The sequence below is a fragment of the Nocardia sp. MDA0666 genome, from assembly GCF_003023875.1.
In the GTDB taxonomy this organism is placed as follows: Bacteria; Actinomycetota; Actinomycetes; order Mycobacteriales; family Mycobacteriaceae; genus Nocardia; species Nocardia aobensis.
Genome location: NZ_PYHT01000002.1, coordinates 49,016 through 64,146, shown reverse-complemented (window position 1 = coordinate 64,146; position 15,131 = coordinate 49,016). Strand labels below are relative to the sequence as shown.

Genomic DNA, 15,131 nt, shown 5'->3' with positions numbered 1-15,131 from the left:
TGACCGCCGAGGCGAGTCGGCGTCAGGGTTGCGGTTGTGCGGTGCCCGACACTCCGGCGCCGCGCCGGGTGAAGGGATTGCGCAGGCGCGGTTTCGGCGTGGCCGCCGGCTGCGCGGGCGCTGTCTTCGCGACGGCCGGCTGGGCCGGCGGTGTCTTCGCGAGATCCCTACGGGTGGCGGTCATTTCGCGGCGCGAGTGCCGCAGTTCGCGCCGGATCTCCGCATGGCGGCGCGCCGAGGAGAACGCCCCGGTGAGGGCGATGCCCAAGCCGAGCATGCCGACCGCACCGAGGGCCGCGCCGGCGGCGAACAGCTCGTTCTGAGTGGGAGTGAAATGGGCTCCGAAGACGGTGAATTCGGTCGCCAGCACGTGCGTGTCGCCAGAATTGGCCAGTGCTGCGGCGATTCCGACCACCACTGCGGCGAACAGAATGATCAATCCGATGAATACAATCATGGCTACTACCGATTCTCAACATCGATGGACTGTTGTAGTTCGGAAATAACCGGCTTTCGGGCCGTCAAACAACCGTCTCGGCAAGGGACTTCGGACGCGCGGCTCCGCGCGTCCGCCGGAACCGACCGAGCCCAACCACTTTCGGATGAGCCCGGAGCCTGCGGTGGAGGGACTCGACACCGCCTCGCTGCCACCGTCTCGCCGCGGGCGAGGGATTGCGGCGCGGCGGTCTGCTCCTGGGGCCCGCGGGCGGAATCGCGACGTGAGTTTCGGCGATCCGTCGCGACAGACCATTGATCGGATATGCGAGAAAATACCAAGCAATTTATCGGCAAATGCGAAATATTGCGAAACGCCACCGGTATCGGAGTAAAACTCTAGAGTCGATATGTCCAGCAGAGCCGGTCGCGGGTCTTGGAGGCTCGTATGGATCTGAACACCGTCGAGGACGTCATTCGCCGGCCCTCGTCCCGACCGGGTTCCGACTGGCACGCCGGAGATGCGTGGCTGGCCGGGGGGACGTGGTTGTTCTCCGAACCGCAGCCTACCTTGCGCCGGCTCGTCGATCTCACCGCGCTCGGCTGGCCCGCCCTGGTGCCTGCCGACGAGGGTCTGGAAATCGGTGCGACGTGCACGATCAGGGAGTTGCACGAGTTCGCTCCGCCGGAGGACTGGTCCGCCGGCAGTCTGCTGCGTACCAGCTGCGATGCGTTCCTGGCGTCGTTCAAGGTATGGAACGCCGCCACCGTGGGCGGCAACATCTGCATGTCGCTGCCGGCCGGTCCGATGATCACCATGAGCGTGGCACTCGAGGCGACCTATCGCTTGTGGGCGACGGACGGGACGGAGCGAACGGTTGCGGCCGAGAATTTCGTGGGCGGCGATCACCTGAATGCGCTGGGGCCGGGCGAAATACTGCGCAGCATTCATATCCCTGCCGACGCGTTACGGAAATCGTACGCGCACCGGCGATTCACGCTGACCAAGCTGGGCAGGTCCACGATATTCATGGTCGCCACCCGAACGCCGGGCACCGACGACCTGACCCTCAGCATCACAGCGGCAACCGCATATCCGATTGTCCTGCGTTTCGATTCCGCGCCCGGCGCCGACACCGTGCGGGACCGTATCGACGCGATCCCGGCGGACGTATGGTTCGCCGACCCCAACGGCACACCGGAGCACCGCAGACACCTCGCCCGGCACTACGCCGAGGAACTCCGGGCCGAACTCGGAGGCGCGAGATGAGCTTCGTCGTCAACGGCAAGACGTTCTCCCAGCAGCCGCGGCCCGGACAGTGCCTGCGGACCTTCCTGCGGCATTTGGGCTGGTTCGGGGTGAAGAAGGGCTGCGACGCCGGCGATTGCGGCGCCTGCACCGTCTGGCTGGACGGGCGTCCCGTGCACAGTTGCATCACACCGGCATTCCGCGCGGACGGGCACGAGGTGACGACGATCGAGGGGCTCGGGACGCCCGAGAATCCGCATCCGATGCAGCGGCAGTTCCGCGACGCCCCCGGATTCCAGTGCGGCTTCTGCACCGCCGGCATGATCATGACCGCGGCGGCCCTGACCGACGAACAGAAGCAGGACCTGCCACACGCGCTGAAGGGAAATCTCTGCCGCTGCACCGGCTATCGGGCCGTCGAGGACGCGATCAACGGCGTCTGCGCGGTCGAGGTGGCGGAACCGGGCGCCGTCATCGGCACCAGCGTCGCCGCACCGGCCGCCACCGGCGTGGTGACCGGCCGCGCCGAGTACACGATGGATACCGAACCCGAGGGCATGCTCCATCTGAAAGTGCTGCACTCCCCCCATGCGCACGCGCGCATCGTCTCCGTCGACAAGTCCGCGGCGCTGGCCGTGCCGGGCGTACAACGCGTCTACACCTGGGAAGACGTGCCGCGCAAGCTGTTCACCACCGCCGTCCACACCGACCACCTCGTCGACCCCGACGACACCTACATCCTGGACAACGTCGTGCGTTTCGTCGGCCAGCGGGTCGTCGCGGTCCTCGCCGATTCGGTCGCCGCGGCGGAGGAGGGCTGCCGCCGGGTCGTCGTCGAGTACGAGGTGCTGCCCGCGGTGTTCGATCCCGAGCAGGCGATGGGCTTCGGCGCGCCACAACTGCACGGCTGCGACGATCCGTTCGTCCAGGACCCGACCCACAACATCCTCGTCGAACTGCACGACGAAATCGGCGATACCGCAGCGGGTTTTGCCGAGGCCGACGTCGTTCACGAAGGCACCTACTTCTCACCACGGGTGCAGCACGTGCATCTGGAGACGCACGGATCGATCGCCTGGATGGACGCGGGCCGGCTGCACGTGCGGACCAGTTCGCAATCGCCGTGGGTCGCCAAGGGCAAACTCGCCCACCTGTTCGACCTGCGTCCCGATCAGATCCGGGTCTTCTGCGAACGTGTCGGCGGTGGTTTCGGCGGCAAACAGGAGGTGCTCAGCGAAGACCTGGTCGCGCTGGCAACCTTGGACACCGGCCGGCCGACCTGCCTGGAATACACCCGTGAGGAGGAGTTCACCAGCGCCCCGACCCGGCATCCGATGAAGATCACCGTGAAGCTGGGGGCGCGCGCCGACGGCACCCTGACCGCGATCCACTTCCGCAACGTCTCCAATACCGGCGCGTACGGCAACCACGGCGGCGAGACGCTGTTCGCCGGGGGCTCGGCCGTCGCCGCCTACCGCTGCCCCAACAAGAAGTTCGACGGCTACGTGGTCTACACCAACACCCTGCCCAGCGGCGGCTTGCGCGGTTACGGCATGACCCAGCCGGTCTTCGCGATGGAATCGGCGATGCACGAACTGGCCGTCGCGCTCGGCATGGATCCGCTGGAATTGCGGCGCCGCAACATCGTTCGCCCGGGCGACGCGCTGCTGTCGATACACGACGAGGCCGACGACGTCGCCTTCACCGAGGACGGGCTGGGCGCGTGTATCGACCGCGTCGACGCCGCGCTGCGCGCGCACCCGGACGGGCAGGCGCTGGGCGCGGACTGGTCCATCGGCGTCGGCACCGCCGCCTCGATACACGAAACCGCACCCCCGACCGAACACATCTCGGTCGGGCTGGCCACCCTCGGTGACGACGGAATCTACGAAATCGCCGTGGGCACAGTCGAATTCGGCGAGGGCACCTCGACCGCGCACGTTCAGATCGCGGCGGCCGAGCTGGGAACCACCCCGGCGCGGATCCGGCTCGTCCAATCCGATACCGACAGAACCGGTTTCGACACCGGCGCATTCGCCAGCGCGGGACTTTTCGTGGCCGGCAACGCCGTCGCGCGATCCGCGGCGGCGTTGCGCGATCGGATCCTGCGTTTCGCCGCCGCCCACACCGGTGTCGCCCTGGAATCGTGTGCCATGGACGACGACGCCGTGCGCTGCGGTGACACCCGCGTCCCGCTGGCCGACCTCGCGGTGGCCGCCCGGAGCCGGGGCGCGCGACTGACCGAATCGCGCAAGGCATACGGCTCGCCGCGCAGCCTGTCCTGCAACGCACACGGATTCCGGATCGCGGTGCACCGCGTGACGGGCGAGATCCGCATCCTCTACAGCGTGCAGGCGATCGACGCCGGGGTGGTGATCAACCCGGAGCAGGTCCGCGGGCAGATCGAAGGCGGTGTGGTCCAAGGCGTCGGTTTCGTCCTGACCGAACACCATCTGATGACCAACGGCGTCGTCACCAATCCGACGCTGCGCAACTACCGCATCCCGACCTACGCCGACGCTCCGCGCACCGAGGTGATCCTGGTCGGCTCGACCGATTCGGCGGGACCGGTGCGGGCCAAGGGCATCGCCGAATCCTGCGTCAATCCCGTGGCGCCCGCACTGGCCAACGCGGTGCACGACGCGACCGGCATCCGCTACCGCGAGCTACCGCTGACGCCCGACCGGATCTTCCCGGCGTTGCGGGCATCCCGGCTGACCTCCACCGGCTGAGCCGGGAGACCACGATGCCCCGCGAGACGCCGGCCGGTCACGCCGCCACCGTCATCATCGGTGAGAAGGTTCGTCCCGGCTGCGAGGAGGCGTTCCTGGCTTGGCAGCACGGGCTCAACAGCATGGCGTCGCAGTATCCGGGATTCATTGCCGCGGAGATCGATCCGCCCGCGCACCCGCAGGCGCAGTGGTCGCTGATCTATCGGTTCGACTCGATTCCGAATCTGCGCGCGTGGATCAACAGCGCCACCCGCCAGGACAGCCTCGCCGAGGGGCGGCGCTATCTCGACGGCCCGCCCACGCAGCAGATCGTCACCGGCGCGGCCGCGCCGCCCGACACCCTCGTCACCGCGGTGGTGACCCATCGAGTCGTTCCCGAGCAGATCGACGAGTTCCTGGCGTGGCAGGAACGACTTCGCCACGCGGAGAACGGGTTTCCCGGCTTCCGCGGTTCGGAGATCTTCCGGCCGATCGAGGGCGTGCAGGACGAGTGGACGATGCTCTACCGCTACGACAGCGCCGCCGACCTGGACCGCTGGCTGACCTCCAGCGAGCGGCAGCGACTGCTCGACGAGGGAAAACGGTTCAGCGACTTCCGATTACGCACGATCGACAACTCGTTCGGCAGCTGGTTCGCCTTCGACGAGGACGGTCCCGCACACGCACCGTCGCAGACGAAGACGTCGATCGCGGTGTGGGTCGGGTTGTATCCGACGGTCGTGCTGCTCTCGCTGGCATTGGCGCCCGCGGGAATGCCGCTGTGGCTGGGCATGCTGATCGGAAATCTGTTGTCCAGCTTCGTCATGACGTTCGTGACGATGCCGCGTTATGTGAATCCGTTGCTCGAACGCTGGCTGCAGCCGGCCCCCGGGTCGCCGCGCAAGGCGATCGAGATCCGCGGCGCCGTGCTCATCACCGCCGTGATGGCGTTCTGGACGGTGCTGTTCTGGCTGGTGACCTCCGTGTTCTGGCATCTGCCGTGACACCGGCCCACAACCGAGAAGGAGAAGTGACGACAATGACCGAATCCAACGGCAGCGCGGTCCCGGCCTTCATGCGCCCGGTGATCGCCGACGAGCCGCCCGCGAGCGCCCGCACCGTCGCCGAACAGTCGGTGCTGGCGCTGAACACAGCCATGTTGCAGCTGTACGACGCATCGCTGGAGAAATTCAAACAGAACATGCTCGATCAGGTGCCCATTATCCTGGCGCTGTTCACCGGCGCGGGCGGGCAGATGATCCTGTACCGGCCCGGCCGGGAACCGGAGGTCGCACCGCCGGTGCCGATCGTCTACCAGCTCGCGAAGTCGGTGGGCCACAGCACCATGGCGATCTACGAGATCGTCGCACCGTACATCTCCAACGCGTATGCGAATCAGCTGTGGCGTCCGCCGCTGGAGATGTATCGGGCACAGCACCGCACCGCCTTCGACAGCCTCGGCGCGCTGGAGATCTCGGACGAGGACCGCGCGGTGCTACACGAGATCCTGCACCGCAACCTCACCTTCATGGACGAATGCCTCGACCGCGGCGGTTACAGCTACGACGACGTCGAAAAATTCATTCGCGACACCGAACCGTATTCGGCCCGGTCGATCGGCATCGGTTCGGGAGCTCAGGTCGGCCACTGGATGTCGGTCCTCGACGAATGGAAGGCGAGCCTCGGCGAGGACTGGGAGCGCACCTATGCGGTGAGCAACTCGCTGTACGTCGCGCGGCAGAACAACATCCTCTACAGCGTTCTCGTCCAATTCATGGGCACCGAGACGATGGGCGACCGATTGCTGCTGGTCGAGACGACCGAATTCGAGACCACACCCGAGAAGTTGCTCGACGTGCTCGGCCGCATCGTCGCCGACCGCTCGCTGGGCATGGTGTTCTTCCGCGACTACTACCTGATGGACGTCGAACTGCTCGGTGGCGGCGGGCGCGCGGCCATCGAACGCGAAATGGCCGCGCGCGGAAGGGAACCGATACTGCCGCCGCTGGCGCCGTTCCGTTCCGACGATTGGCCGTGGAAGACCGACCCCGCCAAGGGAACCGGACCGGCACGGCTGGAGGATGTCGGATGCCCGATCCGCCCGGAGCCGGTCCGCTGATGCCGGAGGCGACGAGTTCCGCGGATTTCGCACAGCGTGCCGTCGACATCGCTCGCGACAGTGTCGCCGCGGGTGGACTGCCGTTCGGGACCGTGATCGTCAAGGACGGCGCGATTCTCGCCGAGGGCAGCAATTGTGTTGCCCGTACTCATGATCCGACCGATCACGCGGAGATTCACGCCATCCGGGAGGCATGCCGGACATTGGGGACCGAGTATCTGACCGGCTGCACGGTCTACGCCATCGCCCACCCGTGCCCGATGTGCCTGGCGGCGCTGTACCACTGCGCGCCCGACGAGGTCGTCTTCCTGGCCACGCGGGAGGAGTGCGCGCCGTATATGGCGGGCGGGAAGGACAAGTACTTCGAACCGGCCACCTTCTACGCCGAGTTCGCCAAACCCTGGAATGAGCGGCGACTGCCGATGCGCTATCTGCCGCGCGCCGATGCCGTGGAGGTGTACCGGCTGTTCGGGGAGCGACACGGCGTTGTTTCGTTGTGACACAACGGTATTCGACCATGGTCACGGGGTGTGGTCGTGATGGATCCGTCCTCCGATCTCGGTCAGCGGGTGACCGGCGCCGCCGTGGGTGCGCATGATGATCTCGGCGACGATCGACACCGCCGTTTCCTGTGGGCTGCGAGCGCCCAGGTCGAGACCGAGCGGACTGGCGAGCCGGCACAATTCGGTGTCGGTGAGTCCGGCCGCGCGCAACCGGCGCAGCCGATCGTCGTGGGTGTGCCGGGATCCCATCGCACCGATGTAACCGAGTGCCGGGAGCCGCAACGCCACCCGCAGCAAGGGGACGTCGAATTTCGGGTCGTGGGTCAGGACGCAGACGACGGTCCGGCCGTCGAGGGTGTTCCGCTGCGCCTGTGCGGTGAGGTAGCGATCCGGCCAGTTCACGACGACCTCGTCGGCGGCCGGGAAACGGTCGGCAGTCGCGAACCTCGGGCGGGCGTCGCAGACCGTCACCCGGTAACCGAGCAGCGCGCCCTGCTGTGCCAGCGCGGCGGCGAAGTCGATGGCGCCGAAGATCAGCAGCCGCGGGCGGGAGGCGAAGGCGTTCACGAAGACGTCCGTGCCGGCCTCCAGCGACGCGCGGCCGATCAGCTCGGCATGGTCGGCCGCGAGCAGTTCGCGAGCCCGCTCGGCCACCGCCGCGTCGGCTCGTGCGGATCCGAGCGAGCCGTGGACCGCATCCGGGGTGACGATCAGCCGCCGGCCCCGCCGCGCGCGGTCCGCATCCGCGACGGCGGTGGCGATCGCGACCGGGCGGTCCGCGGCGACAGCGGCGATCACCACCGGCAGATGCGGAAAAGTCTTCCGGGATATCGGCTCGGCGAAGATGTCGATCTCACCGCCACAGGTGAGGGCGGTACCGAACAGTTCATCGGTATCGACTCCGTAGCTGTGCAGCCGGGACCGCCCGGTCCGCGCCACCTCGGCGGCCAGCTCGTAGACGGCGGCGTCGACGCAGCCACCGGAGACCGATCCGGCCACGGTGCCGTCGGGAGCCACAACCATCGCCGCACCCACAGGTCGCGGCGCCGATCCCCGGGTGCGGACCACCGTGGCGACACCGGCGGTGCCACCGGATCGCCAGACGGAGGTCAGCGCCGCGAGGATGTCGCGCACTGCCGGAGGCGCCCTTCGGTCGTGGCCGCAGCGCTCGACTGCTGTAACCGCATCCTTGAATGATGCCCGCCCCCGCAGTTTCGCGCGGCCACAACGCGTCGACGAGCCGCGGCCGATAGTGGTCAACTCGGGTGGCGATCCTCGACGGCAGAGGTTGCGGGATTCGCCGGTTGCGCGGGTGGCAGCGGAGCCGCGGGCGCCGATGTGGGACGCGGCGAGCCGGAATCCTCGGAGTGCATCTCGCTCATTTCGCTTTTGAAGATGCGCAGCGAGCGGCCGAGGCCGCGGGCGGTGTCGGGCAGGCGTTTGGCGCCGAACAACACCACGACCACCAGTGCGATGATGAGCCAGTGGGTCGGACTCAACGAACCCATCGGAACCTCCGTTCGTGCGCCGGAGCCGCTCGGACGGTGGCCGTCGGCCCAGGGATTCCACCGGCGAGACCATTCGTCCCCGGCGGCGGCATTGGACGAGTTCATGATAACTTGCCACGCACGTTGACACAGCAAATTGCGCTTTCACCTGGATTGATGAAGCTTTCCGCAGCTACCGCAACATGTGAATGTGCAGTAACATACTCGCCGTTGCCGACGTGGTGTCACCGGGTCGGCAGCGACAGAGTCGAACAGCCGGTCGCGTGTGATGTGCACCGGAACGCAGGTGGAGGTTGCCATGGGTGTCGAGATTGCCGCGGCCCCTTCGTCCGTCGCGCAGCTGCCCGTCGAGGTGGACGAGATCGCCGGCCGGTGCCACGACGTTCTGGACGAATTGTCCTTCGGCGGAAGCTGTTCGGGCGCGGCCGCGCGGCTGACCGCCGCCGCGGACAGCTGGGTCCGGTGCGGGCTGAGCCTCGAGACCGTTCAGCACACGGTGTTCGAGGCATTCCGGCTGCACCTGGGGTCGCTGCGGACTTCCGGCGACGACGTCGACACGATCGTGACGTCGGTCGATCGCGTGCTGGACGCCCTGGAAATCGTGACAACCGGTATCGCGGATGCCTATTCGGCAGCGGTTCCCGACGCGGCCGAGGACTACCGGCCGAGCAGCGACGCGGTGACCTCCGCGTTGCTCGGCGGGCGATCCGCCGCCGCGGCGGCCAGGGAATGCGGAGTGGAACTCGCCGACCGCTACCACGTGCTGGCGATGTCGTTCCCGACCCAGTCCGGCGACAGCCCCCGTTCCGACGTTTCGGTCCAGGCGCGACGGACCATGCGCCGTGCCCGCGCCGTCCTCGAACGGATGAACAACGGCGCGGTGCTGTTCCAGCTGTCGCCGAGCGGCGGCACCGCGCTGGTCCCCTATCCGGTCGTCGGTTCCGACCGCTGTCTCGATCACGTCGTGCACACGCTGGCCGCGGCCACGCGGACACCGATCACCGCCACGGCGGTCCACGCCGCCCGTGCCGCTGTCCCCGCGGCGGCCACCCAAGCGCACGAGTTGCTCGACACCGTGCACGCACTGCGATGCCGGCCCGGCCTCTACCGCATGCGCGACCTCGCCCTCGAATACCAGCTCACGCGGCCCGGACCGGCGCTGGAAATCCTCGGCACCCTCCTCGACCCGCTCGACGACCATCCGGAACTGACCGAGACGCTGGTGCGGCACTGCGGTAACGAGCTGAATCGGCAGCGCACCGCGCACGAGATGCGGGTGCACACCAATACGGTCGACTACCGGCTCAAACGCATCGGCCGGCTGATCGGAGTGGACCCGACCTCGCCCTCCGGGTTGCTGCAGGTCCGGGCCGCGCTGGTCGCCCGCGCCTATCGCGCACATATGCCGGCCCGCTGACGCACTCGACGAGCGCCGCCGCCGAGATGGAGCGCGGCGCTGCGGCTCAGTGCTCGCCGCGCTCCACCGTATCTTCGGGCGGCGGCGTGCACCGGATGGTGAAAACGCCTGACTTCCCTACAGATTAGGGTTTTGTGCACCTCCCCAGGGGACGTATCCGACCGGCGGCACGGGTCGCCGGTCGGCCGGGGGGCTTCGCGCCGCCGAGCCGGCGCCGTACATACTGACCAGGTCAAGTAGAGGCGAGACGACCGTGCCCGCGGTGTCGTCCATGACGAAAGTGGATAGGTGCGCAGCGGATCGGCGAGCGACGAACTACCGGAAAACGATGGCCCCCTGGGCGGTTCGACCGCCCCGGCGCCACCGTCGTGGTCCTCGATCCCGCCCGGCGACCACGGCGTGCGCTTGGTCGTCTGCGATATGGACGGCACCCTGCTCACGAAGGCCGGGACCGTGCCCGACACATTCTGGCCGCTGCTCGAGGTGATGCGTACGCGCGCAGTGACCTTCGTGCCGGCCAGCGGGCGGCAGTACGCGACGCTCGCCGCGCTGTTCGAGCGGGCTGCGGACGAGGTGTCCTACATCGCCGAGAACGGTTGTCTGGTAGTCCATTCCGGCGTCGCCGTGTCCGCGACCTGCCTCGATGTCGATATCGTGCGACAGGTCGTGCAGGCGGTCCGGGAAGCACCCGGCGCCACTGAGCTCGGCTTGGTGGTGTGCGGCCTGGACAGTGCCTATATCGAGCGCACGGATCCGGCGTTCGTCGCCGAGGCGGCGAAGTACTACGCCCGCCTAGAGCGCGTCGACGATCTCACCGCGGTGACCGACAAGGTGCTGAAACTGGCGATCTACGACTTCACCGACGCCGAGCGGACAGCCGAGCACGTTTTCGGATCCATCGCCGCACGCGAGCAGGTCGTGGTGTCCGGTAAACATTGGATCGACATCATGAGCCGCGATGCGGACAAGGGGCGCGCGGTGCGGTCACTGCAGCAGACACTCGGCATCCCATCGGCCCGGACCGCGGTGTTCGGCGACTACCTCAACGACCTCGAGATGCTCGATGCCGCGCGGTGGTCGTTCGCGATGGCCAACGCCCACCCCGACGTTCGCGCCCGCGCCCGCTACCTCGCACCCGCCGACGACGAGGACGGCGTCGTGACGGTGCTGTCGCGGTTGTTCGGTTCCTGAGCACCGTTCGTCACACCGCGCGCTCCGGCGCTCCGGCCATCCGCAGCACCGCGGCGGCGACCTGATCCGGGCATTCGGCCGGCACGATGTGCTCGGAGTCCGCGTCCTCGAACCGGCCGTTCACCCGATCGGTGAATCGGCGTTGGTATTCGCGGATGGTGTCGTGATGCCGAGCGTGCCACCGGTCGGCCCGCAGCGCGGAGATGACCACGACCTCGCCGCCCGGCGGCCGCGGCGGGTTGTCCCGGAACGGGCCGATACCGGTGGCGAAGGCATCGAATTCGCTTCGGGTGGCAGTGATGCCGGCGGCAGTGAAATCCTCCCGCAGCATGGTCTCGTAGGTGTCGGCAGGGAACATGCGACCGTAGGACCCGGTCAGCGCGCGCATCACCGGGCGAAAGCGAGCGAGCGACTGTTGCACCGCGAGCACACGATCCGTCCTCGTCGCCGTGGCCGCCCAGTCCGCGTAGAAGGGAGCCGCTTCCGGCGTCGGATCGACCAGAACCAATCCGATCGGTTGCGGCACAAGACTTTCCGCGGCGCGACGCACGATCAGCCCGCCCATGCTGTGCCCGACCAGAATCAGCCGACATGGTGCCAGCACCTCGACCAGCGCGACCAGGGTGGCCGCCATCTCGTCGAGACTCTGCGGCGGCTGCATCCGGGCACTGCGGCCACGACCGGCCCGATCGTAGGCGACGGTCCGCACGGTATCGCCGAGCACGGACACCACCGGATCCCACAGGGTCCGCCCGGCGCCGGCGCCGGATTCGAAGAGCACGCAGGTCTGCCCCGCGCCACCCTGCTCGACATATAACTCGATGCCGCGCACCGTCATTCGTTCGCCTGGCACGTCCCGCATCCGGGCCCCCTCTCAATCAATCCCAACTTTGGAAATAGTACCAATAATGGGATAGTTGAGCCATGGATCCTGCCGACCTCCTTCTGCATCCGGTGCGGCTGCGCATCGTGCATGCGTTGTCCGGGAACACCCCGCGAAACGCGGGCGAGTTGTGCGACCGTCTGCCTGATGTGCCCCGGACGACGATCTACCGGCACCTCGGTCTCCTCGTCGACGGCGGCATCCTGGAGGTCGCCGATGAGCGGCGGGTCCGCGGTGCGGTCGAGCGGTCCTATCGGCTGCGCGCCGACCGCCCCGCGATCGACGAAAAGGCGGCCGCGGCCATGACCCTCGACGACCACCGCCGTGGATTCGCCACCGCCATGGCCGTCCTGATCGCCGAATTCGACGCCTATCTCGACGAGCCCGGCGCCGATCCGGTCGCCGACTCGGTCGGCTACCGCCAAGGCACGCTGTGGCTTTCACCCGACGAACTGAACACGATGCTCGACGGTTTCCGCCGCGTCCTCGCCTCGGTCACCGGGAACGGTCCCGGCCCGAACCGCCGCCCCTACCTGATCAGTCCTGTCATGTTTCCCGGGCGCGAACGCCCGGCTGAGCCGGTCGCACCGCATTCGCCGTGCGTGCGGGATACGGGCGTGCGAGGCTGAGGGACATGTCCGAACGTGCGGATGTCTCACCGAATCTCACCGAACAGGGCCGCGGCCCGGCCATCGCACGAGTCGCCACGGAACTGATCGCCTGGGTCGCGGCGCCGTGGGCGCTGGTGTCGTGGTCCGTGGCGGCGGCGGTGATCGCGGTGGTCGTCCTGATCGGCGTGCCGTCGATCTTCGTGACCCGCGGTGACAAGAAGCAGGTGCTCGTCGCCGTTCCGGGCTGGGCCACCATCGCGATGATGGTGGTGCTGATCGCCGCGGCGGTGCTGGGCGCCTGGTTCGCCTGGCCGGCCTGGGTTGCCGTCCTCGTCACCGCGCTGGCGGTCGCGACGGTCGGCACCGAACTGCCGCGCTGGCGGTGGCTGGCGCGAGCGCCCTGAGGCCGGATTCTCTCCCGATACGTTCTGTTTACGCCCGTCGAAGCCGGGTATCTGCGATTTGTTATCGAAGTACGGCCGAACGCGGCAGCGCCTGGATAACAAAAGGCAAAGGGAGAGTTTCACATGATTATTCTGGGAGTCATCCTCCTCGTTCTCGGGTTCGTTTTCAGCATCCCGATCCTCTGGACCCTGGGCATCATCGCCGTCGTCATCGGCGCGATTCTCGCCCTGCTCGGAGCGTTCGGACGTCCGGTCGCCGGCCGCGCGCATTATTACTAGCGGCAGCGAATTCCTTTCTCCGGAGCGCGTACTCCCACCGTGTGGCGGGAGTGCGCGCTTCGCCATTCGTCTGTGCGGATCCTTCGCGTCGGCACATCCGGGGAACAAAACCCGGGTCGGGCATCCTTGGACGGTATACGCCGATCCAGAAGGAGACCCGTAGTGACCGAACTGCTTCCGCTCACCCCGGATGAATTGCTGACCACCACGCGTGCCGTGCGCCGCCGTCTGGATCTGACGCGGCCCGTGCCGCTGGAGGTGATCCGCGAGGCGCTGGAGGTGGCCCTGCAAGCACCGTCCGGAGGCAATCGGCAGCATTGGCACTGGATCGTGCTCACCGATCCGGCGGTCAAGGCCCAGGTCGCGGAGTATTACCGGCGCTCACATCTGGCCTACCGGGAGGCCGGGGGCGAACCCGCCGACGAGAGCGCCGCCCGCATCGCCACCAGTTCGGATTATCTGCGTGAGGTGATGGCGGAGGTCCCGGTGCTGGTGATCGGTGCGATCAGCACGGGCACCAGCGGGGCGCTGCCCGACAATCAGGCGGGTCTGTGGGGTTCGCTGCTTCCGGCGGCGTGGAGCCTGGCGCTGGCATTGCGCGCGCGGGGCCTCGGAACCACCTGGACCACACTGCATTTGCAGTACGAGCGCGAGGTCGCGAAGATTCTCGGCATTCCCGACGACGTCCGCCAGGGTGTGCTACTCCCGGTCGCCTACACCAAGGGCACCGACTTCCGGCCCGGCCCCCGTGTGGATCTGGACTCGGTACTGCACATCAACGGCTGGTGAGATCGGCGACCCGGCCGGACGACGTTCGAAGCCATCGGGTTCGCGGATGTTGTGACACAACCCATACGCCGCTTCTGCGAGACATGTTGTGGCGCTTGAGGTTCGGGGTAGGCCTGGAGTACCGACCGATCGCGGAAGGAGAGAGCTCGTGAACGTTTCGATCACCGCTTCCCACCGTCGCCGCCGGGCCGCGCCGAACGACACCGAGGACGCCCGGTCCGCCGTCCTCGTCCTGATGGTCTGGGCCGCATTGATCGTCGCGGCCGGCGTACTACTGATCTCGCTCTAGACGACTTATTCCGAGGGGTGGTTGTCGCTTCGCGTGCCAACGCCGCGCAAATCACTTGCCAGACAGCCGATTTCGCCGCCATCGAACGATTGGTGCCCGAGGCGTGGGCCCACCCACCCGTGCTTGCGAATCCGCAGTCACGAACGAAGATGTGCCAGCAGTTCGTCCGCGACGGGGTACGGGCGTTCACGAGGCAGTAATCGGGCAGCGGACTCGAGGTCGCCGTCTCTGACCAGCCCATGAATCTCGCGAGCCAGCGGAGTCATGTCGCTTATAGAGACTGTCCACTCGTCGGCGTAGCGTCGCACGGCGTCACCGCAGAGCCCGAGTTGCAGCGAGCGGTACGGAAGGGGCTGCAGGTACAGATCCCGATCGGGATCCCACTGGACGCGGGCGGGAGAACGTTTCAGTTGACGTTGCCAGGTGCTGCGGTCGGGATGCAGCCCAGGCTTGTAGGTCGACAGGCACGCATGCTGCAATGCCCATTCGAAGCCGCCGCGTGAGATCTCCACGGCGAGGACGGTCTCTTGACCCGGCTTCATACCCCAGCCGCACCGGTACATCATCCACAGGAACGACGGCTTGATCCACGTCATCCGGTCCCGCTTCCATGCCGCCGGGAAGCGGCCATCGCCGATGGCGGGCCTGCCGATGCCCGGGGAGTATGCCTGGTAGACGGTGACGGTGGATGCCGTGTGGAGCGCGCGGATCCCGCGTTGCGGTTCTTCCATGTGGGAGAGCGT

Annotated in this window: 17 protein-coding genes; 12 read left to right on the top strand and 5 right to left on the bottom strand. The window is 67.6% G+C overall.

Annotated elements, in window-relative coordinates; translation table 11 throughout:
* Positions 1 to 22: 22 nt before the first annotated feature.
* A complete protein-coding gene (locus C8258_RS04805; protein WP_106954118.1) occupies positions 23 to 457 on the bottom strand; it encodes a hypothetical protein in 435 nt (144 codons plus the stop codon).
* Between the two features lie 426 nt (positions 458 to 883).
* On the opposite strand from C8258_RS04805, the gene C8258_RS04800 reads away from it, so the two are divergent.
* From C8258_RS04800 to C8258_RS04780, 5 genes are read left to right on the top strand one after another with little or no spacing between them, the layout of a single operon-like run.
* Complete coding sequence (locus C8258_RS04800) at positions 884 to 1,705, top strand: FAD binding domain-containing protein (RefSeq protein WP_106954117.1); 822 nt, start codon at positions 884 to 886, stop codon at positions 1,703 to 1,705.
* Positions 1,702 to 4,416: a molybdopterin-dependent oxidoreductase gene (locus C8258_RS04795; protein ID WP_106954116.1), complete on the top strand. Its 2,715-nt coding sequence runs from the start codon at positions 1,702 to 1,704 to the stop codon at positions 4,414 to 4,416. The genes C8258_RS04800 and C8258_RS04795 overlap by 4 nt, the downstream gene beginning before the upstream one ends.
* Before the next feature lie 14 nt (positions 4,417 to 4,430).
* Positions 4,431 to 5,399 (top strand): antibiotic biosynthesis monooxygenase, encoded by a 969-nt coding sequence (locus C8258_RS04790; protein WP_106954115.1) that lies wholly within the window; start codon positions 4,431 to 4,433, stop codon positions 5,397 to 5,399.
* 35 nt (positions 5,400 to 5,434) lie between these two features.
* Entirely contained in the window at positions 5,435 to 6,514 is a 1,080-nt protein-coding gene (locus C8258_RS04785) for a hypothetical protein (protein WP_106954114.1), read from the top strand.
* Entirely contained in the window at positions 6,514 to 7,014 is a 501-nt protein-coding gene (locus tag C8258_RS04780; protein WP_106954331.1) for a nucleoside deaminase, read from the top strand. Before C8258_RS04785 ends, C8258_RS04780 begins: the two co-directional genes overlap by 1 nt.
* A 21-nt stretch (positions 7,015 to 7,035) precedes the next feature.
* On the opposite strand, the gene C8258_RS04775 is transcribed toward C8258_RS04780, so the two are convergent.
* Entirely contained in the window at positions 7,036 to 8,151 is a 1,116-nt protein-coding gene (locus tag C8258_RS04775; protein ID WP_106954113.1) for an XdhC family protein, read from the bottom strand.
* A gap of 122 nt (positions 8,152 to 8,273) precedes the next feature.
* Positions 8,274 to 8,525 carry a Sec-independent protein translocase subunit TatA gene (tatA, locus tag C8258_RS04770; protein ID WP_106954112.1) on the bottom strand — a complete coding sequence of 84 codons (252 nt, stop codon included), beginning with the start codon at positions 8,523 to 8,525 and terminating at the stop codon, positions 8,274 to 8,276.
* Between the two features lie 298 nt (positions 8,526 to 8,823).
* Here tatA and C8258_RS04765 point away from each other — a divergent pair, with 298 nt between their 5' ends.
* Together C8258_RS04765 and C8258_RS04760 are read left to right on the top strand one after the other, a co-directional pair.
* Positions 8,824 to 9,942, top strand: a complete 1,119-nt coding sequence (locus C8258_RS04765; protein WP_158271225.1) for a CdaR family transcriptional regulator — start codon at positions 8,824 to 8,826, stop codon at positions 9,940 to 9,942.
* A 288-nt stretch (positions 9,943 to 10,230) separates the two neighbouring features.
* Positions 10,231 to 11,133, top strand: coding sequence for a Cof-type HAD-IIB family hydrolase (locus tag C8258_RS04760; RefSeq protein WP_233224879.1), 903 nt, complete (start codon positions 10,231 to 10,233; stop codon positions 11,131 to 11,133).
* 10 nt (positions 11,134 to 11,143) lie between these two features.
* On the opposite strand, the gene C8258_RS04755 is transcribed toward C8258_RS04760, so the two are convergent.
* Positions 11,144 to 11,995 (bottom strand): alpha/beta fold hydrolase, encoded by an 852-nt coding sequence (locus C8258_RS04755; RefSeq protein ID WP_106954110.1) that lies wholly within the window; start codon positions 11,993 to 11,995, stop codon positions 11,144 to 11,146.
* 62 nt (positions 11,996 to 12,057) lie between these two features.
* Between C8258_RS04755 and C8258_RS04750 the strand changes: the two genes are divergently transcribed.
* From C8258_RS04750 to C8258_RS32510, 5 genes are all read left to right on the top strand, one after another.
* Positions 12,058 to 12,645: a helix-turn-helix domain-containing protein gene (locus tag C8258_RS04750; RefSeq protein ID WP_106954109.1), complete on the top strand. Its 588-nt coding sequence runs from the start codon at positions 12,058 to 12,060 to the stop codon at positions 12,643 to 12,645.
* A 5-nt stretch (positions 12,646 to 12,650) separates the two neighbouring features.
* Entirely contained in the window at positions 12,651 to 13,031 is a 381-nt protein-coding gene (locus C8258_RS04745) for a hypothetical protein (RefSeq protein WP_199195588.1), read from the top strand.
* A gap of 123 nt (positions 13,032 to 13,154) precedes the next feature.
* On the top strand, positions 13,155 to 13,310 hold the full coding sequence (locus C8258_RS32805) for a DUF6131 family protein (protein WP_086007020.1): 156 nt from the start codon (positions 13,155 to 13,157) through the stop codon (positions 13,308 to 13,310).
* A gap of 162 nt (positions 13,311 to 13,472) precedes the next feature.
* A complete protein-coding gene (locus tag C8258_RS04740) occupies positions 13,473 to 14,099 on the top strand; it encodes a nitroreductase family protein (RefSeq protein WP_106954108.1) in 627 nt (208 codons plus the stop codon).
* Positions 14,100 to 14,247: 148 nt separating this feature from the next.
* Positions 14,248 to 14,388, top strand: coding sequence for a hypothetical protein (locus C8258_RS32510; RefSeq protein ID WP_158271224.1), 141 nt, complete (start codon positions 14,248 to 14,250; stop codon positions 14,386 to 14,388).
* Between the two features lie 137 nt (positions 14,389 to 14,525).
* Here the strand turns inward: C8258_RS32510 and C8258_RS04735 are convergent, their stop codons facing one another.
* Positions 14,526 to 15,119 carry a DUF4291 domain-containing protein gene (locus tag C8258_RS04735; protein WP_106954328.1) on the bottom strand — a complete coding sequence of 198 codons (594 nt, stop codon included), beginning with the start codon at positions 15,117 to 15,119 and terminating at the stop codon, positions 14,526 to 14,528.
* Positions 15,120 to 15,131 lie beyond the last annotated feature (12 nt).